Annotated in this window: 16 protein-coding genes; 4 read left to right on the top strand and 12 right to left on the bottom strand. The window is 58.0% G+C overall.

The genetic code is table 11. The annotated features are described in order from the left end of the window. Positions 1-67: 67 nt before the first annotated feature. The 3 genes from PG062_RS14585 to PG062_RS14575 are packed head-to-tail and all read right to left on the bottom strand — an operon-like array spanning position 68 to position 2,733. On the bottom strand, positions 68-574 hold the full coding sequence (locus tag PG062_RS14585) for an HD domain-containing protein (protein ID WP_270752836.1): 507 nt from the start codon (positions 572-574) through the stop codon (positions 68-70). After that, complete coding sequence (locus PG062_RS14580; protein ID WP_270752835.1) at positions 571-1,551, bottom strand: TIGR03943 family putative permease subunit; 981 nt, start codon at positions 1,549-1,551, stop codon at positions 571-573. The genes PG062_RS14585 and PG062_RS14580 overlap by 4 nt, the downstream gene beginning before the upstream one ends. A gap of 18 nt (positions 1,552-1,569) precedes the next feature. Beyond that, complete coding sequence (locus PG062_RS14575; RefSeq protein ID WP_270752834.1) at positions 1,570-2,733, bottom strand: CobW family GTP-binding protein; 1,164 nt, start codon at positions 2,731-2,733, stop codon at positions 1,570-1,572. A 348-nt stretch (positions 2,734-3,081) separates the two neighbouring features. On the opposite strand from PG062_RS14575, the gene PG062_RS14570 reads away from it, so the two are divergent. The 4 genes from PG062_RS14570 (at position 3,082) to fba (ending at position 7,690) form a co-directional block, all read left to right on the top strand. Beyond that, positions 3,082-3,795, top strand: coding sequence for a YveK family protein (locus PG062_RS14570; RefSeq protein ID WP_270752833.1), 714 nt, complete (start codon positions 3,082-3,084; stop codon positions 3,793-3,795). Continuing rightward, complete coding sequence (locus tag PG062_RS14565) at positions 3,792-4,427, top strand: CpsD/CapB family tyrosine-protein kinase (protein WP_270752832.1); 636 nt, start codon at positions 3,792-3,794, stop codon at positions 4,425-4,427. The genes PG062_RS14570 and PG062_RS14565 overlap by 4 nt, the downstream gene beginning before the upstream one ends. A 63-nt stretch (positions 4,428-4,490) precedes the next feature. Beyond that, positions 4,491-6,278 carry an aminopeptidase P family protein gene (locus PG062_RS14560; protein WP_270752831.1) on the top strand — a complete coding sequence of 596 codons (1,788 nt, stop codon included), beginning with the start codon at positions 4,491-4,493 and terminating at the stop codon, positions 6,276-6,278. A gap of 548 nt (positions 6,279-6,826) precedes the next feature. Next, positions 6,827-7,690 carry a class II fructose-1,6-bisphosphate aldolase gene (fba, locus tag PG062_RS14555; RefSeq protein ID WP_270752830.1) on the top strand — a complete coding sequence of 288 codons (864 nt, stop codon included), beginning with the start codon at positions 6,827-6,829 and terminating at the stop codon, positions 7,688-7,690. Positions 7,691-8,469: 779 nt separating this feature from the next. Here the strand turns inward: fba and PG062_RS14550 are convergent. From PG062_RS14550 to PG062_RS14510, 9 genes are all read right to left on the bottom strand, one after another. Then, entirely contained in the window at positions 8,470-9,318 is an 849-nt protein-coding gene (locus tag PG062_RS14550) for a hypothetical protein (RefSeq protein WP_270752829.1), read from the bottom strand. A gap of 16 nt (positions 9,319-9,334) precedes the next feature. Further along, positions 9,335-10,051 (bottom strand): class D sortase, encoded by a 717-nt coding sequence (locus PG062_RS14545; RefSeq protein ID WP_270752828.1) that lies wholly within the window; start codon positions 10,049-10,051, stop codon positions 9,335-9,337. Positions 10,052-10,157: 106 nt separating this feature from the next. Further along, positions 10,158-10,748 (bottom strand): hypothetical protein, encoded by a 591-nt coding sequence (locus PG062_RS14540; RefSeq protein WP_270752827.1) that lies wholly within the window; start codon positions 10,746-10,748, stop codon positions 10,158-10,160. A 440-nt stretch (positions 10,749-11,188) separates the two neighbouring features. Next, positions 11,189-12,523: an MATE family efflux transporter gene (locus tag PG062_RS14535; RefSeq protein WP_270752826.1), complete on the bottom strand. Its 1,335-nt coding sequence runs from the start codon at positions 12,521-12,523 to the stop codon at positions 11,189-11,191. After that, complete coding sequence (locus PG062_RS14530) at positions 12,520-13,488, bottom strand: glycosyltransferase family 2 protein (protein ID WP_113999720.1); 969 nt, start codon at positions 13,486-13,488, stop codon at positions 12,520-12,522. The genes PG062_RS14535 and PG062_RS14530 overlap by 4 nt, the downstream gene beginning before the upstream one ends. Before the next feature lie 47 nt (positions 13,489-13,535). Then, positions 13,536-15,161: a glucosyltransferase domain-containing protein gene (locus PG062_RS14525; protein ID WP_270752825.1), complete on the bottom strand. Its 1,626-nt coding sequence runs from the start codon at positions 15,159-15,161 to the stop codon at positions 13,536-13,538. A gap of 69 nt (positions 15,162-15,230) precedes the next feature. Beyond that, positions 15,231-17,774: a leucine--tRNA ligase gene (gene leuS / locus PG062_RS14520; protein ID WP_113999718.1), complete on the bottom strand. Its 2,544-nt coding sequence runs from the start codon at positions 17,772-17,774 to the stop codon at positions 15,231-15,233. A gap of 176 nt (positions 17,775-17,950) precedes the next feature. Next, positions 17,951-18,322, bottom strand: coding sequence for a ribosome silencing factor (rsfS, locus tag PG062_RS14515; protein WP_113999717.1), 372 nt, complete (start codon positions 18,320-18,322; stop codon positions 17,951-17,953). Between the two features lie 29 nt (positions 18,323-18,351). Then, positions 18,352-20,088, bottom strand: a 1,737-nt coding sequence (locus PG062_RS14510) for an LCP family protein (protein ID WP_270752823.1), incomplete at its 5' end; no start/stop codon positions are given.

The raw sequence follows: 20,088 nt of genomic DNA, 5'->3' as shown, positions 1-20,088 counted from the left end.
TTGGCTTGGCATCTGCCGCCCCTCGCTCGCCGTATCGGCACTTAGAATTATGCGGTATTGCCTTAATTTACTTACCCTGCGCGTTATGCTTCGCGGCAAACGGCAGCTTGCCATAGATTCCGCCGGTCGTCTCCTTGGCGGCACAGATTTTATCTGCCAGGCACACCAGCCACGCTTCACGGCAGGTGGGTGGGATGGGGGTTAAGGGGAACATGTGCTTTTTGATGATCTCCCGCTCCACCGGGGTCAGCTTCCAATCCTCGCTTGCGTTGTGCAGGGCAGTGCCTGGGTGGGTAAAACCGTGCCAGTGGTGGCCGTTGGCTTTATCGTGCCAGTCATACAAAAAGTAATCATGCAGCAATGCACCGCGGATCAGCGCCCGCTCGTTTACGCGCAGGTGCAGCGTTTCCGCCAAGACGCAGGCGGTATCCGCCACGCTGACGCAGTGGGCATACACGCTGACCTTGCCGTGCTGGATGCACCGCCGGGTTGCCGTGTAGCGGCCCTCTTTTTCCAGCCGGGCGGCTGCGGCTGCCACGCGGGCTTCGATTGCCCTGCGGCGTTCCCCGCTCAACTGAAGGTCACCACATCATCACGCGGGGCCGCGGCAGGCTCCACGTTGATGGCCGTCAGCACCGGGCCGACAGAATCCGGGGTCTGGCCCTTGTAAATCGGGTGGTATTTCAGGTTCACCTTTGCCGTTACCGTGATCCAGTCACGCTGCTTCAGGTTCTTGTACTCCGTGTACTTGCAGGGGAAGCCCACAAACTGGATATCCTGCACGCAGCAGGTCATGGCAAAGCGGCCGGGCACAAAGCTGTCCTTGCCGGCGCGGTTGGTCTGGCACACCTGAGCCAGGAATTTCACCGTTTTGCCGTCGTACTTCTGCATCTCATCCATGCAGTCCATATACCACACGCCAAAGAACTCTTCGGGAATCTCGATCACCGGGGCGTTTACATCGAACGGCAGCGGGTCCGGGATATCGTCATAGGCAACGCTGCCATCCTTGAACTCATAGGCGATATCGCAGCGGCGGCTGGCCTGGCGCACCAGCTTGTGGATCAGCTGGTGGCTTTCGTCATCGTTTACCGCCTCGGCACGGTTCACCACCAGCAGCTCGCTGCCGCGCAGCTTGTCCAGCAGCAGGCCGCGCATGGCATTGTCGTTGGCATAGGTCTTGATGGTAGTGCCGTCTGCGGTGGCCAGGCACTGGTAAATCAGCCAGTTATCCGGCAGGGCATCGTACAGCTCCTGCACCAGCCACATGCCGTTGTATTCAATGATCACACGCCCACAGTCAGACTTTTCAGCCAGCTGCTGCAGGTGTTCGCGGTTCAGTTCCGCTTTGTCCTCAATGATGGCAACGGTCACGCCGCCAAAGGCAAATCGCTCGGAATCATATTCCTCTTCGCCTTCCTCACAGATCAACAGCAGCGTTTTGTCGCCGGAATCAAACTGCGGGTCCTCCATTGTTTCCTGAATAAACTTGGTTTTGCCGCTTTCCAGCATACCCACAAAGAGGTAACAGGGAATCTCTTTCTGCGCCATGTTTTACTCCTTTACAAATCAGGCGTGGAACAGCTCTTCCACCTCATGTTCCTTCAGCTGGGAACCGATCACGCACACCTTGCCGGTAACATCGGGGCCGCAGGTGCGGATCTCATGCTCACCGGGCACCATGTCGAACTCGTACCAGGTGTCGCCGCCGTCCACAATGCCCTTGGCACGCAGCACAGCGCCGTACTCGCCGGAATCCAGCGTGGTCAGGATGCTCTCCAGCTCGTCATGGCTGTACTTGTGGGCAGTCTCGTGGCCCCAGCTGGTGAACACTTCGTCTGCATCGTGGTCATGATGATGGTGATGATGGCCGCAGCAGCACTCGCCGTCATGGTGGTGCTCATGCTCGTCCTGATCATCGTCGTCATCATGGTCGTGATGGTGATGGCAGCATTCGTGGCCGTGGTCATCGTCGTCATCATCATGGTCGTGGTGATGGTGGCAGCACTCGTGGCCGTCCTCATCATGGTCATGGTGGTGGTGGTGATGATGCTCTTCCTCATCCTCGTCCGCATGGGCAGCATTGGAAGCCTGTGCTTCGCTCAGAAGCTCGGCAACCAGGTCGCGCTTACCATCCATAACGGAAACGATCTGTGCACCGGTCAGTTCGTTCCAATCGGTGGTCACAATGGTGGCGGTGGGGTTCTTTTCCTGGATCAGGGCAACGGCTGCGGCAACCTTCTTCTCGTCTGCGCTGCCGGTGCGGCTCAGGATGATGCAGGATGCGTGGCTGATCTGGTCATCATAGAACTCGCCAAAGTTCTTCATATACATTTTGACCTTGTTCACATCGGCCACAGTCACAAAGCTGTTCAGGCTGACCGGCAGGGTCTCGCCCACACCCTCAACGGCGCGGGTCACATCACTCAGCTTGCCAACGCCGGAAGGCTCAATCAGGATGCGGTCAGGATGATAGGTCTCCACGACCTTTTTCAGTGCCTCGCGGAAGTCGCCCACCAGGGAGCAGCAGATGCAGCCGGAGTTCAGCTCGTTGACCTGAATGCCAGCCTCACGCATAAAGCCGCCGTCAATGCCGATCTCGCCGAATTCGTTTTCGATCAGCACGATCTTTTCGCCCTGGAACGCTTCCTTGATGAGCTTTTTGATCAGGGTCGTTTTGCCTGCACCCAAAAAGCCGGAGAAAATATCAATTTTAGTTACCTGTTCTGCCATGGTAATATTCCCTTCTATCTTAAAGTTTGTTTGTGTTGTTAGCAATCTTGTTTTCTTACTGCTAACCTTATTATATCAAACCCGTCAAGAGCTTTTCGCCCATTTGGGCCTGCCAAAATTTGAAATTTTTGAAAACTTCTTGCCCTGTCAGTGCCTTTTTGCCGCGGCGTTTCCCCCGTTTGCTGCAAAATCCTCTCACCTTTCAGCAGTTTGCCCGAAAAACCGCCCAGTATCGCCTGAAAAACCGTTTTTTCTATTGAATTTTGCGCCGGGCGCGTGTTACACTTGATTTATGCTGTTTTTACCGGAATTTTGCCTTGTTCACGCCCTGTTTTGGAGGTGAGCACCTTGCCCGCTGCCCCTGCATCCCGCGCCGCCGGGCGCGAAGTGACCCCCGTGGAACTGTTCCGCCTGCTGCCCGCCCATTTTGCCGCGGTACTGGTTTGTACCCTGCTGGGAGGTATTCTGGCCTTTGCTGCCGCACGCCTTGCCCCGCGCAGCTACCAGGCCGAAGCCCAGCTGTATGTTGCCGCCGCACAGGAGGGGCTGACCTCCGGCTATGCGGAACTGCAATTAACGGCTGATTATCAGGAGCTTTTGACCAGCCGCACCATGCTGGAATCCGTTATTTCCACCCTTGGCCTTTCCACGGATACTGCCCACTTAAAAGACCAGATTACCATTCTGCACCCGGCAGATACCCATATTCTGCGCATTGTTGCGGCCGATTCCTCCCCACAGCGCACAGCAGATATTGCCAACGCACTGGCTGCCCTTGCGTTGGATGATCTCTCTGCCCGCATGGGCACCACCCCGCCCCGCCTGGTGGAGCAGGCAGCCCCGCCGCAGCGCTTTTCCGGGCCGGGGGCTGTGTTCCACGCAGCGTTTGGCGCTGGCATCGGCTTTTTGCTCTGCTTTGCTTTCCTCTGCCTGCATTACCTGCGGGATGACCACATTTATACGGCGGACGATCTGACCCGTTGCCTTGGCTCTTCGCCGCTGGCCTGCATCCCGGATACCACGCCCCGCCGCCTCCATACCCGGAAAGGCGGCCGCCCATGAAAGAACTTGCTTTGAACCACCTGCCGGAGCTGGCACCCCGGACGGTTGAATCCCTGAATCTGCTGCGCCTGCGTCTGGAACAGACAGCCCCAGACGCCAAAATCATTCTGCTCACCAGCACTACCCCGCAGGAAGGTAAAACTACTCTGGCTTTGCAGTTCTGGCAGCTGCTTGCCGGGCTTGGCCAGCGCTGCCTGCTGGTTGACGGTGACCTGCGCCATTCCGGCATCTGCCGCCAGTGCGGGCTGACCGGTGAACACAAAGTGCCGGGTCTGGCACACTATCTTTCCGGCAGCGTTCCTCTGGAGGAAGTTCTCTACCACACCGAGATCCGCGGCACCTGCCTGGTTCCGGCCTCCGGCACCACCAGCCGCCCGGCCCTGCTACTGGAACACCCCCGTTTTGCCCGCATGGTGGAAAGCTGTGCACCAAAGTTTGCTTATCTTTTGGTAGATGCTCCAGCCCTGAGCGAATGCAGTGACGCTCTCAGCCTTGCCAAAGTATGTGACGGTGCCCTGCTTGTGGTACAAAGCGGCGGCGTTACCCACCAGGAGCTGCGCCAGGCGGCTCACCTTCTGCAGGGCTGCGGCCTGCCGCTGCTGGGCACTGTGCTGAACCGCACCCCGTATTGACCTTTTATGAAAACATGTTAGAATGGACTTGTTCAACATTCTGCATATAAGGAGAGGACTATTTTGACAACCAATGAAAAAATCGCCGCTCTGCGCGCCGCTGCCCAGGCAGCCGGTGCCCACGGTGTTTTGCTGATGACCAGCGACCCCCACTCCAGTGAATATCTGCCCGCTTATTACAACAGCTTGCCGTTTTTCTCCGGCTTTACCGGCGAGAACTCCACCCTCGTTGTCACCCTGACCGGCAGCGCCCTGTGGTGCGATGGCCGCTTTTATGTTCAGGGTGACCGTCAGCTGGCCGGTACCGAAATTGAGTGCATGCACGCCGGTTCTGCCGGGGTGCCCACCGTGGAAGAGTACCTGACCGCCCATTTTGCCGTAGGCCAGACCCTGCTGCTGGATGGCAGCTGCGTTCCCGCCACCATTGCCAACGGCTATGCCGCCGCTCTGGCCAAGAGCGGCGCCAAGCTGGAAAGCAAGGATATCGTCTCCCCCCTGTGGGAGAGCCTGACCACCCGCCCCAGCCTGCCCAACACCCCCTGCGAGCTGCTGACTGTTGAGCAGACCGGCGCCACCGCCGCCCAGCGCATTGCCATGGTGCGTGACGAGCTGAAAAAAGCCGGTGCCACCGCCCTGGCCGTGACTGGTCTGGACTGTGTGGGCTGGCTGACCAACATGCGCGCACGCGACCTGCCCTGTACCCCGCTGGCCGTTGCTTATGCCCTTGTCACGATGGACAGCTGCACCCTGTTTATCGCCCCCGGCCGCCTGAATGATGCCGACGCAAAAACGTTGGCCGATAACGGCGTTTCCCTGCGCGACTACCCGGAGCTGATCGATACCGTACACGCTCTGCCCGCAGAGGAAGTGTTCCTTGTGGACGAGAAAGCCACCAACTATGACCTGTACTGCGCCCTGAACGAGCACAAGACCGTTACCGGTGCCGACCCGATCTTTGCACTGAAAGGTGTCAAAAACCCGGTCGAACTTGCCAACATCCGCGAATGCCATGTGCGTGACGGCGTTGCCATGGTGCGTTTCCAGATGGACTTGGAAAAGTCCATCGCCGAGGGCAAAATCCTGCACGAGACTGACATTGAAAAGATGCTGCAAAAGCGCCGTGCCGAAATGCCCGGCTACTTTGAGGACAGCTTTGATACCATTGCCGCTTACGGCCCCAACGCCGCCATGATGCACTACCATGCCGAGGGCGAAGTGGACAGCGTGATTGAGCCGCGCGGCTTCCTGCTGGTGGATAACGGCGGCCAGTATGACTGCGGCACCACCGACATCACCCGCACCTATCCCGTCGGCCCCCTGACCGAGAACGAGCGCAAATACTACACCTGGACCCTGCAGAGCCACATTGACATTGCCCGCGCGGTCTTCCTGGATTACTGCACCGGCTTTGCACTGGACAGCTTTGCCCGCGGCCCGCTGTGGGCACACAAAATCAACTACCGCTGCGGCACCGGCCACGGCGTTGGCTACATCTCCTCGGTGCACGAAGGCCCCCAGAGCCTGCGCCCCCAGAACCCCATTGTCTTCAAAGAGGGCATGACCATCACCGATGAGCCGGGCGTTTATGAGACCGATGAAGTTGGCATCCGCATTGAGAACGAGCTGGAATGCGTGGATGCCGGCACCAACCAATATGGTCACTGGCTGAAATTTGAGCCGCTGACTCTGGTGCCCATCTCCACCGAGCCGGTCATTGTGGACGAACTGACCCGTGACCAGATCAACTGGCTGAACGCCTACCATGCCCATGTATACGAGATGCTCAGCCCCCGCCTGACCGAGGAGGAAAAGACCTGGCTGAAAGCCAAGACTGCCCCCATCGACCGGTAAATCTTTCTTTTCCGCATTTTTGAGTTATTTGAATCACTGAATTTATCGGCCCCTGCCGCACCAAGGCAGGGGCCGATTTTGTTTTGCCCTTGGGCCCTGCTGTGCTATGTCCACATCAACCTTCCCTTTCCGTATTTTCCTTTTCCCTGTCTGTAGGGAACGGTCTTGACCGTTCCGTCCCCTCATCCTACCACCCTTTTATAAATGCACCTCTCTCATGGCCTCGCGCAAATCAACTTATTGTATTTTATTTGATTTTATATTCAAATTGTATTTCCCGTTTTCCTGCGTCCGCCCCTCTGCCCATTCTGCACATTCCGACCAAATTGGCGCATCGGGTGCTGGTCATTCTGCTATTCTTTCATAAATCTTACCCAAAATCACACGTCTAACACTGTGCAATCATCCCATTTTCTGGACTTTTTACTCATTCTTGGGTAAAAAGCCGTGATTATTGTTGATTTTTTGTCAAAGTCGGTCTATAATAAAATAGCTGGCAGGGTCAGGCCCTCCAGCTGCTTGAACTGAATTTATAGGAGGTACCTGTTATGCTCGTAAATGCAACCAATATGCTCCTCAAAGCTCGTGACGGCCACTATGGCGTTGGCCAGTTCAATATCAATAACCTGGAATGGACCCGGAGCATTCTGCTTCAGGCTCAGGCCATGCAGAGCCCGGTTATCCTGGGCGTTTCCGAGGGTGCCGGCAAATATATGACCGGTTTCAAGACCGTTGCCGCTATGGTGCGCGCAATGGATGAATCTCTCGGCATCACGGTTCCCGTTGCCCTGCACCTGGACCACGGCACCTATGAGGGCGCAAAGGCCTGCATTGAAGCTGGCTTTACCTCCATCATGTTCGATGGCTCCCACTACCCCATCGAAGAGAATATTGCCAAGACCCGTGAGCTGGTTGAGCTGGCACACGACAAGGGCCTGTCCATCGAAGCCGAAGTTGGTTCCATCGGCGGCGTTGAGGACGGCGTAGTCGGCAACGGCGAAATCGCTGACCCCGAAGAGTGCGCCAAGATCACCGCTCTGGGCGTTGACTTCCTGGCTGCCGGCATCGGCAACATCCACGGCATTTACCCCGCCAACTGGAAGGGCCTGGACTTTGAAGCTCTGGAGCGCATCCATCAGGCTACCAACAACATTCCTCTGGTGTTGCACGGCGGCACCGGCATCCCCGACGAGATGGTTCAGAAAGCCATCCGCCTGGGCGTTTCCAAGATCAACGTCAACACTGACTGCCAGCTGGTATTTGCTGAGGCCACCCGCAAGTACATCGAAGCCGGCAAGGATCAGCAGGGCAAGGGCTATGACCCGCGCAAGCTGCTGAAGCCGGGCGCAGACGCCATCATGGATAAGGTCAAGGAGAAGATCGAGCTGTTCGGCTCTGCCAACAAGGCTTGATTTGTCTAAGATTTAATTTGCCCTTTATCCAGTAACATTACGCCCCGGAATCGCATATTCTTATGCGGTTCCGGGGTGTTTTTATTTTACGCTGTTTGCGCTATTTTATTTGTAGGTACTAGCCATAACCTCGCAGTAGGGCGGGGTCACCCGCCCCCGCCGCAACCTTGGCCCATCTCTCATATTACAAATTTTGTAATGCACCTAAAACAGATTTGTAGGGGACGATGCTTCGCATCGTCCCACATGCCGGGCCTTGTCTAATATTTCACCACATCATTCTCCGCAAGGCAGCGGGCGCACATTGTGCGCCCCTACAGGTGGCATACCATCACAATCCCCTCCACATCACTCAAAACCCGTCTTTTCCCTCACCATCACATTCCAGGGCCATCTCGCCTGTCCCATCTTCACACAAAAAACGGTGCCGTACCCCATAAAGTCCGGGGTACAGCACCGTTTCTTTTTATCTTAGGCAACACCGCACAATTCCCGCCTTGCGGCTTAAGCACCGCTCCGGCAGCTGCGGCACGGCATCTGCGTTGCCAAAATGCTCGATAATGTCGGGTTGCGGTACCCGCATCGTGCTTCGGGGGCAAAAGCCTCTCGCACTCTGCGACCGCTGCCCCTGCTTCGGTTCGCTGTTTCCGCCACTGGCGGCGCTCACCTTTGCAGCATCCAGTACTATCTGCGCTTTTGGCTTGGCATCTGCCGCACCTCGCTCGCCGTATCGGCACTTAGAATTATGCGGTATTGCCCTTATTCTATAAACTCTATCATCATGCTCTGTGCTTTTTGTGCCTGCTCACCAATACGCCAAGCACTATCGCCAGCACAAAATAGATCACTGCCATCACCACAAAGCGGCCAAACAAACCGCCCACATAAGCAATCAGCAGGTTTTTCAGGGCAGGCGGGTCAATGCCCAGGCGCGTTAAGCCGATCATCGGCTTAACGCCCACACCCAGCACCAGGCACACCACAGCAGCACCGCCAAGGGCATACACCAGGCAGCGCGCCCCCAGGCGGGCATCTTTGCGGCTGATGCGCAGCATGGACACTACCGCAGCGCACAGCAGCACCGCACTAATCACCAAGCCGATTACCATCACCTTTTGCAGTTTCTGCATCAGGGTACGCAGCTGGCTGACCAGCGGCACCGCGGTGTAGGAGGCATACTCCATACGCACAGCCTCGGCCACGGTTTCCACGGCCGTCTTGGTATCGCCTTCCAGCGTAATGCCACGGTCTGCCGTAGCCTGTTCCATGGCGCTGTAAACGGCTTCCGCGATATTATCGCGGGTATAATAGGTCAGCGTTTTGGCATACAGCCCCGCCACAGCATCCTGCATGTCGCTTTCCACCTGGTCAACAGACATAAACCCCGTCATAACATCGGCATCAAAACCGGTGGCTGCACCATAACTGATAAAATCCTGTACCATATCATCATAGGCGCTCTCGGCATAGCCGGAGCTTTTCACGCAGCTCTGCATATAGCCCACGTTACCAAACGTGGTAAACAGCATGACAAACACCGCTAAAAGTGCCAAAATCAGGCTGCTCAGCCAGGAAAGCATCATCGGCCACACAGCGCTGCCTTTGCGGGAGTTTTTTTGTTGCGTCATCTCTGCATCTCCTCCCTCAACGGTCAGCATCCAGCTCCGGGCCGGATGTGTAGCTGGCATAAACAAAGTAGCGGTTAGGGGTAAAGCCCAGCGCATCAAACGGGTAGCAGGTATACAGGATCAGGTTTTCATCGGTGCGTGTAAAGTCATACGTGGTGGTATCCTGGTAATCCCGCACCTCGCAGCGCTCCACCGTATAGGTGTAGGTACCGTAATGGGTCTCGATCGTCACCACATCGCCCACCTCAACGCTCTGCAGATCGTTAAAAAAGGTGTTGTTGTGGCCCGCCATCAAAATAGTCTTACTTTCACCAGGGATGCCTGCTCCGCTGCTGTCCACATAAGTACCAACGCCCCGGTTCAGGATGCTGTTGGTGTCACCGTAATACACCGGCGCATCCACCGTGGTGCCCGCAATCGTAATGCGGCCATAGCGGTCCCCCTTGCTGGGGTAGGTAATGCTGCTCAGCGGGATGGTCTCCTGTTCCGGCTCTTCCTGTGCGGTCCGGTCATTTTCCGTATTGGTCAGGGTCTGGGCTGCCTCATCAAACAGGTCCTTGGGCTGGGTTTCCACCACACTGGTTTCCATAAACCACTCTACCAGCGAGTAGTACGGTGCGGCAAACACCTTGAACATGACCGCCAGCAGCGCCAACGTGACCAGCGCAAACAGCAGTGGCACTACCACCAGCCCTGCCGGACCTTTGCGCAAAAAATCGTTCTTGTGCGTCATTTATTTTTTCTCCCCGTTCAGGCACAGGCTGCGGCCCATACCTGACGCTGAAACAAAAAAATTCGCCGCGGCACGCCGCGGCGAACAACATGTTAGTTAGGCGTGATTACTCAGCGTCACGGCTCTTGCGAACAGCAACACCCATGGTGCCCGCGATGGCAACCACAGCAACCAGCATAGCGATACCAGCATTGTCGCCGGTAGCCTTGATAACGCCATTGCCGCTCTTCAGGCTGGCAGCAGCGGTGGTGGTGCTTTCAGCAACGCCCCAGGTGCCATTCTTGATGGCTTCGCCGATTTCCGGATGGGTATCGGCATTGCTGAAGCTGTAAGGGACGTAGGTGCCGTTGATGTTGGCAGAGATGGTGATATCGTTGCCGTTGACGGTAACCTTTGCATCGGAAACAGAAACGCCCAGAGCATTCAGGATGCTGACAGTCTCGTTCTTGGCACCTTCGGGATCAGACTTTGCACGGTCCAGCAGCTCGTTTGCCTTGGCAACCAGGCTGTCGGCAGTGTAGCCAGCAGCAAGAGCCTTGTCAACATCAGAAGCGGTAACCGTGTAGGCAATGCCCTTGGAGTTCAGGTAATCCTGAGCGCGGGCAACCTGTGCATCATTGGCAGCAAATGCGCTGGTAGCGAACACACCAGCCATAGCGGCGCAGGCAACGAAAGTGGTCAGTTTCTTCATTTTCATTACGCACATCTTCTTTCTTCCTATTTGAATATCGGAATGTATATTCTTTAATGCACCCCATATTAGCTAATGATTTATTATAACTATTAATAGTAGCAGTATAGCATTTTTTTCTCAAATGTCAAGGGCAACGCCGCACAATTCCCGCCTTGCGGCTTAAGCACCGCTCCGGCAGCTGCGGCACGGCATCTGCGTTGCCAAAATGCTCGATAATGTCGGGTTGCGGTACCCGCATCGTGCTTCGGGGGCAAAAGCCCCTCGCACTCTGCGACCGCTGCCCCTGCTTCGGTTCGCTGTTTCCGCCACTGGCGGCGCTCACCTTTGCAGCATCCAGTATTATCTGCGCTTTTGGCTTGGCATCTGCCGCACCTCGCTCGCCGTATCGGCACTTAGAATTATGCGGTATTGCCCAAGATTTCTTCGAGCTTTTATGCTTTCCGTTATTCATTTCGCGCTTTTTGCCAAAAGTAAAATGGAACTTCCACCATTAGCATCACGCACCAGCCGGTGGCGCAGGCAAAGGCAATGCCATACATTCCCATCCGCGGCGCCAAAATGCAGGTCGTCACCACACGCAGGCTGGTCTGGATCAGCGTGCCCAGCAAAGTCATCGGCATGTTGCCCATGCCGCGGTAATACCCTTGGAATCCGTTCGTCATGGCGGGCAGCAGGTAGAACAGCGCCATCGTTCCCAGGTACTGCACCGCCAAAGCGATCACCCGGTCAGCGCCCTCCCCTGTCACAAACATTGCGGCCAGCGGGGTCTTGAACAGAGTCACCACCCCGCCGATCAGCATCCAATACGCGGCTTCCATCCCAAGGCCCACCGCAAATCCGCGTCTAATGCGGTCCTGCCTGCCCGCGCCGCGGTTCTGGGCAATGTAGGTGGTAATGCCCTGGGCAATGCTCTGTTCGGGGATGCAGGCAAAATCGTCAATGCGCGTCACCGCATTGAACGCAGCGATCACTTCCACACCCAAGGCATTCACCTGCCCCTGGATGAGCACTTTGCCGATTGGCTGCACAGCCTGCTGCAAAGCGGATACCCCGCCATATTGCAGCGTGCGGCCCAGCAGGCTGCGGTCAACGCGCCACTGGCCCCGCCGGGGGCAGAGTTCCGGCGTTTTGGTCCACAGCCACCACCCGGCCAACACGGCGCTGAACGCTTCGGCAATCACCGTTGTCATGGCGGAGCATACAATGCCAAAGCCCAGCCCGCCGATAAAGATCAGGTCCAGCGCTGCGTTCAAAATGGCCGATACCATCAAAAAGCGCAGCGGCGTTCGGGCATCGCCCACACTTTTGAACCCCGCCGCCAACGCATTGTAAAAGCAGGTGAACGGTGCCCCCAAAAAGGTAATGCGCAGATAGATGACCGTGATTGCAAAAATTTCCCGCGGAACCGCACAGGCCTGCAGAATCGCCGGGGTGAATAATACCCCCAGCAATGCCACCACTGTGCATGCCGCCGTGCCGGAAAGCACGGTGGTGGCCAGTTCCCGGCGCAGGCTTTCGCCGTCCTTTGCGCCAAAGAACTCGCTCATCAGCACCCCGGCCCCCAGGCAGACACCGGTAATTCCCAGAATAACCAGGTTCATCACCGGGCCCGCAATGCCCTCGGCCGCCAGGGCATCCTTGCCGATGAACCGCCCCGCAATGATGGAATCCACCGCGTTATACGCCAGCTGGAACCAGTTGCCCAGCATCAGCGGCACGGCATAGCGCAGCAGGTGCCCCGCCGCGCCGCCTTTGGTCATATCCTGCATGGCGCTCATTTCTGCTGTGCCGGTTTGCGCTCATCGCGGTCCTGCTCAGTTTCCCGCGTAATGTAGATGGGGCGGTGCTTCACTTCCAGATAGGTTTTGGCCAGGTACTCGCCCACAATGCCAAGGCAGAACAGCTGCACGCCGCTGCACAGCAGCATAATGCAGACCATGCTGGGCCAGCCCGCGGTCGGATCGCCAAAAATCAGAGCACGCACTACAACAAAAATAATGCCCACAAATGCCGCCAGGCAGAAGATCACGCCCGCCAGCGCCGCCATAACCAGCGGCTGGGTCGAAAATCCCACAATGCCCTCAATGGAATACTTGAACAGGCTCCAGAAGTTCCACTTGGTCTGGCCTGCCACGCGCTCCACGTTCTGGTAGGCAAACCACTTGGTCTTAAAGCCCACCCAGCTGAAAATGCCCTTGGAAAAACGGTTATACTCCGACATTTCCAGCACGGCATCCACCATGCGGCGGCTCATCAGGCGGAAATCCCGTGCGCCGTCTACGATCTCGGTATCCGACATTTTATTGATGATGCGGTAAAACATCCGGGCAAACCAGCTGCGCACCGGGGGTTCACCCTCGCGGGTGGTACGGCGGGTAGCCGCGCAGTCATAATCACCGGTCAGCAGGGCATCCAGCATATCCGGCAGCAGCGCAGGCGGGTCCTGCAGGTCAGCGTCCAGCGTGGCGACATAATCACCCTTGGCCGCTTTCAGGCCCGCATAAATACCCGCTTCCTTGCCAAAATTGCGGCTGAAGGAAACGTAACGCACACGCGGGTCGGCATCGTGCAGCTCCCGCGCCACGCGCAGGGTGCCGTCTTTGGAGCCATCATCCACAAAAATGATCTCAAATTCTGCGCCGTGGCTCTTTTCCATCTGTGCCGCCACACGGGCCGCTTCCTGATAAAACAGCGGCATGGCTTCTTCTTCGTTATAACATGGAACGATCAGGCTGATCAACATTAGGGGGTCACTCCTCCCATGGTAGTTTCGTATCGTGGGTATTGCGGTCATTCGGCGGTCCATCCGGTAAAGTTCACCAGCAGGTATCCGTCCTGCAGGCTTACCCCAACCGGGGCTTCGCCTGCCTCGGCCAGGGTATCGGCGGCATCCTGCTGGCCTGCATCCGCCAGGGCGCAGGGGCGGCCCACCTGCTGCATCAGCAGGGCTATCTGTTCTTTGCCGCCAAAGGCATCCTGCGCCCAGTTGATGACCATTGTCTGCGGGTTCTCGTACCGGTCCAGGTCCCCCAGCGGGCCGCCCAGCACGGTATAAATCAGGTATGCGGCCTTATACGCCGGATTTGCCGCCGGGATCACCAGCCGGTCCTGCAGTTCGGGGCTTAATTCTGCCTGCCCCACAAAGGCCACCGGCAGGGCGCCCGCCGGATCCAGGTCATTCAGTTCATCTGCTGTTTTAATCAGCAAGCGTTCTTCATACTGCCAGCGGTCGCGGTTGTATCGTATCGTCCCTGTCAGGGAGATCAGTTCCACCGCCAGCATCGCCCCCGCCAGCGCGGCACAAATGATGGCTTTGGCTCCGCCCTGTTTGCCGCGGTCCAGCGCCGGGGCCAGCCACAGCCAGGCCGCAAAGGGCACAAACACAGCAAAGCACTGCACCGCACGGGCCATCTGGGCACCGGTGCCCTGCAAGATGCCTAGCGAGAACTGCGATACAATCAGCCCCGCCGCAAACAGTGTCTGCCCATTGCCGCCGCGGTGCCGCAGGACCCACAGCACCACCGCCCAGCTGGCAAGTGCCAGCAAGGCCAGCGCCGGAATGCCAAACGCACGGGCCAGATAGTTGGTCAGCCATTCCCGCACAGGGATCACAACTGCAGCCCGAACGCTGTCCCGCTGGAACCAGAAGATCGTTTTGGATGCCGTGCCATCCTGCCCGCTCACGCCGTTTGCGGCGCACAGCAGGGCGGCCAGCCCTTTGCGCAGCACCAGTGCCGTGGCCAGCGGCCACAGTCCGCGCAGAATGCTGCCCCATATCTTTCCGGCTTTTCGGCTGCGGGGTTCCGCTGCCGCGGCATCCAGCAGCAGGGCGGCGCACAGCAGCGTCAGCCAGACTGGGGCAAAGCTTTCGTACAGCCCCAGTGCAAAACACAGGCAGACCACTGCGCCGCAGGCACCGGGCAAGCTGTTCCGCCAGCCGCACAGCAGGTGCGGCAGTGCCAGCGCCAATGCCAACGCGCACAGCAGATAGCCAAACCCAACGCCACACTGGTTGGAATACATCAAAATTTCGCCATGGTAGGGCCACAGCAGCAGCCCTGCCGCCAGCAGCTGCGCCCCCGGCTGTTTTGCCTGCCGCCGTGCCGCCGTGTACAGCACCGCGGCCAGCAGAATGCCCGCCAACACCAGGCTGAGGGCAAAAAACAGCTCCGGCCAAAAGCGCTGGTAGGTCATGATTCCGGTCAGCGCCTGCAGCAGCCACACGGTAATGCGGCCCTGGCGCAAAAATTCTCCGCCCTGCTGGTAGGTGGCAATGGCAAGGTCGTCCATATCCACGGCAGGGGTGTTCATGGCGTAGCCGTACCCCCACAAAACTGCCAGCAGCAGCACACCCCACAGCGTTTTGCTGCGGGCCAGCCCGCACAGGTTGTTCCAAATTTGTCCCGATACAGGCAAAGCCCCCGCTTGTGCGGAGGCTTGCCGGGTGGTATCAGGTTGTAATGTCTGGCGCGCCACGGGGAACAATCAGCCCTTAACGGCGATGTTGACCAGGCGGCCCTTGACGTAAATTTCCTTGGCAATGGTCTTGCCTGCAATGGCTTCGGCCACAGCGGGGTCAGCCTTTGCAGCGGCAATGGCGTCAGCGCTTTCAATGTTAGCGGCAACGTTCAGGCGGGCCTTGACCTTGCCGTTCACCTGAACAGCAATCTCAATGGTCTGCTCCACGCATTTGGCTTCGTCATACTTCGGCCACTCGTGGTAAGCCAGGGTGTCGGTGTGGCCCATCTGCTGCCACAGTTCCTCGGTCATATGGGGAACAAACGGGTTCAGCAGCTGCAGCAGCACTTCGTACTCTGCGCGGGTTGCACCGCCCTCATCGTACAGGGCATTCACCAAAATCATCAGCTGGGCAATGGCAGTATTGGCTTTCAGGGCGTCAATGTCCTCGCCCACCTTCTTAATGGTGCGGTTGATCAAAGCTTCCAGCTTCGGGCGGTAGCCTTCGCCCTCCACCTGCTTTTCGCTCAGTGCCCAGATGCGGTCCAGGAAGCGCTTGCAGCCCTTGATGGAGTTGGTGTTCCAGGGAGCGGCTTTCTCAAAGTCGCCAATGAACATCTCGTACAGGCGCAGGGTGTCAGCGCCGTACTCGTTCACCACATCGTCCGGGTTGACAACGTTGCCCAGGGATTTGGACATCTTGACGATCGGGTGCTCGGCCATTTCGCCGTACTTCTCGACCAGAGCTTCGCGGGCAGCCTTTTCGCTGCCGTACTCGGCCAGCAGGCGCTTGCGCTCGGCATCGGGCTGGTTTTCAAAGGCATGAGGGTTCAGGCCCAGGATCATGCCGTGGGAGGTACGCTTCTGGTACGGTTCTGGCTTGGGCACTACGCCGATATCATACAGGAATTTGTGCCAGAAACGGCTGTACAGCAGATGCAGGGTGGTGTGCTCCATGCCGCCGTTGTACCAGTCCACCGGGCTCCAGTAATCCAGGGCTTCCTTGCTGGCGATGGCATCCTTGTTGTGGGGGTCCATATAGCGCAGGAAGTACCAGGAAGAACCGGCCCACTGGGGCATGGTATCGGTTTCACGGGTAGCGGGGCCGCCGCAGCACGGGCAGGTGGTCTTGATCCACTCGGTGTGGCGGGCCAGCGGGCTTTCGCCGTCCGGGCCCGGCTCAAAGTCGGTAATTTCCGGCAGGCGCAGCGGCAGCTCGCTTTCGGGGATGGGCTGCCAGCCGCACTTTTCGCAGTGCACCATGGGGATGGGCTCGCCCCAGTAACGCTGGCGGCTGAACACCCAGTCACGCAGCTTGAAGTTGACCTTCTTGCAGCCCTTGTGGTTTTCTTCCAGCCAGGCATACATCTTTTCCTTGGCATCTTCAACGGACAAACCGGTCAGGAAGCCGGAGTTGACCAGCGTGCCGGTGGCAACATCGGTAAAGGCAGCCTCATCCAGGTTGGCCGGGGTATTGCCCTTGACGACCTCGATGATGGGCAGGCCGAACTTCTTGGCGAACTCCCAGTCGCGGCTGTCGTGGGCAGGCACGGCCATAATAGCACCGGTTCCGTAAGTTGCCAGAACATAGTCAGAGATAAAGATGGGCACCTCTGCGCCGTTGACGGGGTCGATGGCGGTCACGCCCTCGATCTTAACGCCGGTCTTTTCCTTGTTCAGCTCGGTACGCTCAAAGTCGCTCTTGCGGGCGGCTTCATCCTGGTATGCCTTTACGGCATCCACGTTCTTGATCAGCCCGGCATCGATCCACTTTTTGATGTAGGCATGCTCCGGGGAGATGACCATGTAGGTAACGCCGAACAAGGTATCCGCGCGGGTGGTATAAACGGTCAGGGTATCACCAGCAGAGGTTTCAAAGTTGACCTCAGCGCCATGGCTGCGGCCGATCCAGTTGCGCTGCTGGGTCTTGACACGGTCGATGTAATCCACCTGGTCCAGGTCATCGATCAGGCGGTCCGCGTAAGCGGTGATCTTCAGCATCCACTGGCTCTTCACGCGCTGCACAACGGGGCTGCCGCAGCGCTCGCACACGCCGTTTACAACTTCCTCGTTGGCCAGAACGACCTTGCAGCCGGTGCAGTAGTTGACGGTGGTAGCCTTTTTATAAGCCAGACCGTGCTTGTACAGCTGCAGGAAGATCCACTGGGTCCACTTGTAGTATTCGGGGTCAGTGGTGTTGATCTCGCGGTCCCAGTCAAAGCTCAGGCCCAGTGCCTGCAGCTGGCTCTTGAAGCGGGCCACGTTCTTGGCGGTCACGATTTCCGGGTTGATGTGGTTTTTCAGGGCATAGTTCTCGGTCGGCAGACCAAAAGCATCCCAGCCCATAGGGTACAGGACATTATAGCCGCACTGACGCTTTTTGCGTGCCACAATATCCAGCGCGGTATAGCTGCGGGGGTGGCCAACATGCAGGCCGGCCGCAGACGGGTACGGGAATTCTACCAGTGCGTAGAACTTGGGTTTGGAATGGTCGATCTCAGCATGGAAGGTGTGTTCATCCTGCCATACCTTTTGCCATTTGGCCTCAACGGCCTTGAAATCATATTTCATAAAGCTTCTCTCCCCACAGAAATTTGTGCGTACTGTGCTTTTGCGCTCCGCATCGGCTCCCCTGGAGGGGAGCTCCGGCGCAGCCGGTGAGTGGTGGTTCGGCGTCACGCACCCCTGTATTTTATGTTCTTTCGGGGTGCCAGCTCCCCTCAAGGGGAGCCATCCAGCATCCATGTTTACGCCTGCTCTTCCGGCTTTTCTTCCCACTCTTCGGCGGGCAGCTCCTTGGCGTCAGCCCACAGGTGCTCCAGGTCATAGAAGTCATGGGCTTCCGGCGTAAATACATGCACAATCACGCTGCCGTAATCCAACAGCACCCAGCGGTTGCCGTCATGGCCTTCGGTGCGCAGCACGTTCACGCCTGCGCGGCCCAGCTGGAAGTCCGCCTCGTCTGCCAGCGCGCCCACATGGGTGGTGGAATTGCCGGTTGCGATCACGAAATAATCCGTTACCGTGGTCAGGTTTTCCACATGCAGGATGCGGATATTATAGCCTTTTTTCGCGTCCAGCGCGCGGGCCAGACGGATGGCAAGTTCTTTGCTTTCCATTCAATTCTCCTTTGTTGCAGGATCTATTATCATTCTGACGGGGTGCTGTCACCATCGGTGCTGTCCCCGTCCGTGCTGTCATCCGGCGCCGGGGTTGCGGTATCATAAACATCCGTTGTGGCCGAACCGTCAATGTTGTTTGTCTGCTGTGCGTTGGAAATTTCTTCGTTCAGGCTTCCCATAAACTGCACGCTGGGGTCAGAAGCCGTCAGGCCGCTCAAATCAAACAGGCCGTCATCCCCTGCAATGTTCAGCTGGCTGGCATCCACCGGGCCGGTATTCTCGCGGAAATACTCGTTCAGCAGGTCTGCCGTTTCCTGCCTTGCCACCACAACGGTACTGTTGCCGTTATAGCTGATGGCCTGACCCATATACACGGGAGCCTGGCAGAACATAATGTTGGAGCTGGAAATTTTCAGCATACTGACCGCCACGCTGACAAGCTCGGTTGCGCTCAGGTCGGTTTCCATCTGGCTGGTGATGACCGGCAGCAGCTTGGCGATATCCCATACCGTCATGCTGCGCATACGGGCGAACAGCGCCGCATAGAAGTACCGCTGCATCCGCAGGCGGCCCAGGTCAGAGTCCGCATAAATGTGGCGGGTGCGCAGGAAGAACTCTGCCGCCGCGCCGTCCATGGTCTGGTAGCCCTGGCTCAGGTGGCTGCCGCCGTAATCCATATCCTGCGGCACATACACCCGAATGCCGCCGAAGGTATCAATGATCTGGGTCAGCGCTTCCAGCCGGACGGACAGGTAGCCGTCCACATGCAGGCCAAAAATGTTATAGATCTCATCGGCCAGCGCGCTGATGTTGTTGCCGCCGTTGGAGCCCTGCGTTTTGGCAATGGCGTTGATCTGATAATTGCCGGAGAAGCTGGCATCCGTGGTAACAAAGATGTTGCGCGGGATCTGCAGCATCTTGACCTGGCCGGTCTCATTGTTGAAGTGCAGGTACAAAATCATGTCGGTCATGCCGTCATCTACCTGCGAATCGGTTTCCTGCCCGGTCTCGGTGGAGCGGTCAATGCCCACCACCAGCAGGTTGAACTCTTTGCCCGCATACTCTTTGGGGGTGTTGATCAGCTGGTTCAGGCTGATGGACCCCGCCGACGGTGCAATGGCGTGCATGATAAAGACGACCGTGCCAAAAAAGATCACAGCGATGGCCAGCAGGGTGCCCAGTAACGCCTTCCACCAGCCGCCTTTTTTCTTTTTCTTGCCGTTCGGGCCATAGGGGCCTGCGCCGCCTTTGCCTTTGCGGCTGCCGCCCTTGGGCGGTTTGCCACCGCCGCCTGCGGCAGATTTGCTGCCGCTCTTGCCTGCGGCGGATTTTCCGCTTCCGGCTGCCGGTTTCCCGGCGCTGCGTGAAGCCTGCATAACGGTGTCCTCCTGCTGCGGCGCGGCCTGGGGTGCAGCGGGCTGGGCTGCCGTTTGGGCAGCGCGGCGGGCCACACGCGCCTGATACTCTGCATCCGCGTTCATATCATAATGTGCGCGGCTGCCTTTGGTTTCGTTCAGGTCCAGCCGGCGCACCTGGGTGCGGGTGGCCCCCTGTGCGCTCTGGCTGCGGGCGCGGCGCTGCAGCTCCAACGCCTGGCGCTGGGCGCGGGTCAGGGGCTGCTCGCTCTGGGCAGCGGCCTGGGCCTGCTGGCGCGCGGCAGCTTCGCGGGCAGCGTGGGCTTCCTGGGCCTGCTGCTGGGCAGCAGCGGCGCGGGCTTCCTGCTCTTTCTGCTGGGCGGCGCGGTAGCGGTCAACATCGGTTTG

The sequence above is a fragment of the Gemmiger qucibialis genome (genome assembly GCF_027689445.1).
GTDB lineage: Bacteria > Bacillota > Clostridia > Oscillospirales > Ruminococcaceae > Gemmiger > Gemmiger qucibialis.
This window is presented reverse-complemented; position numbering and strand designations above follow the sequence as displayed.

Coding starts and splice junctions, on each gene's coding strand:
- PG062_RS14580 (WP_270752835.1), bottom strand. CDS start 1,551: ATGGCGCAGAAAGAGATTCCCTGTTACCTCTTTGTGGGTATGCTGGAA.
- PG062_RS14575 (WP_270752834.1), bottom strand. CDS start 2,733: ATGGCAGAACAGGTAACTAAAATTGATATTTTCTCCGGCTTTTTGGGT.
- PG062_RS14565 (WP_270752832.1), top strand. CDS start 3,792: ATGAAAGAACTTGCTTTGAACCACCTGCCGGAGCTGGCACCCCGGACG.
- fba (WP_270752830.1), top strand. CDS start 6,827: ATGCTCGTAAATGCAACCAATATGCTCCTCAAAGCTCGTGACGGCCAC.
- PG062_RS14550 (WP_270752829.1), bottom strand. CDS start 9,318: ATGACGCAACAAAAAAACTCCCGCAAAGGCAGCGCTGTGTGGCCGATG.
- PG062_RS14545 (WP_270752828.1), bottom strand. CDS start 10,051: ATGACGCACAAGAACGATTTTTTGCGCAAAGGTCCGGCAGGGCTGGTG.
- PG062_RS14540 (WP_270752827.1), bottom strand. CDS start 10,748: ATGAAAATGAAGAAACTGACCACTTTCGTTGCCTGCGCCGCTATGGCT.
- PG062_RS14535 (WP_270752826.1), bottom strand. CDS start 12,523: ATGAGCGCCATGCAGGATATGACCAAAGGCGGCGCGGCGGGGCACCTG.
- PG062_RS14530 (WP_113999720.1), bottom strand. CDS start 13,488: ATGTTGATCAGCCTGATCGTTCCATGTTATAACGAAGAAGAAGCCATG.
- leuS (WP_113999718.1), bottom strand. CDS start 17,774: ATGAAATATGATTTCAAGGCCGTTGAGGCCAAATGGCAAAAGGTATGG.
- rsfS (WP_113999717.1), bottom strand. CDS start 18,322: ATGGAAAGCAAAGAACTTGCCATCCGTCTGGCCCGCGCGCTGGACGCG.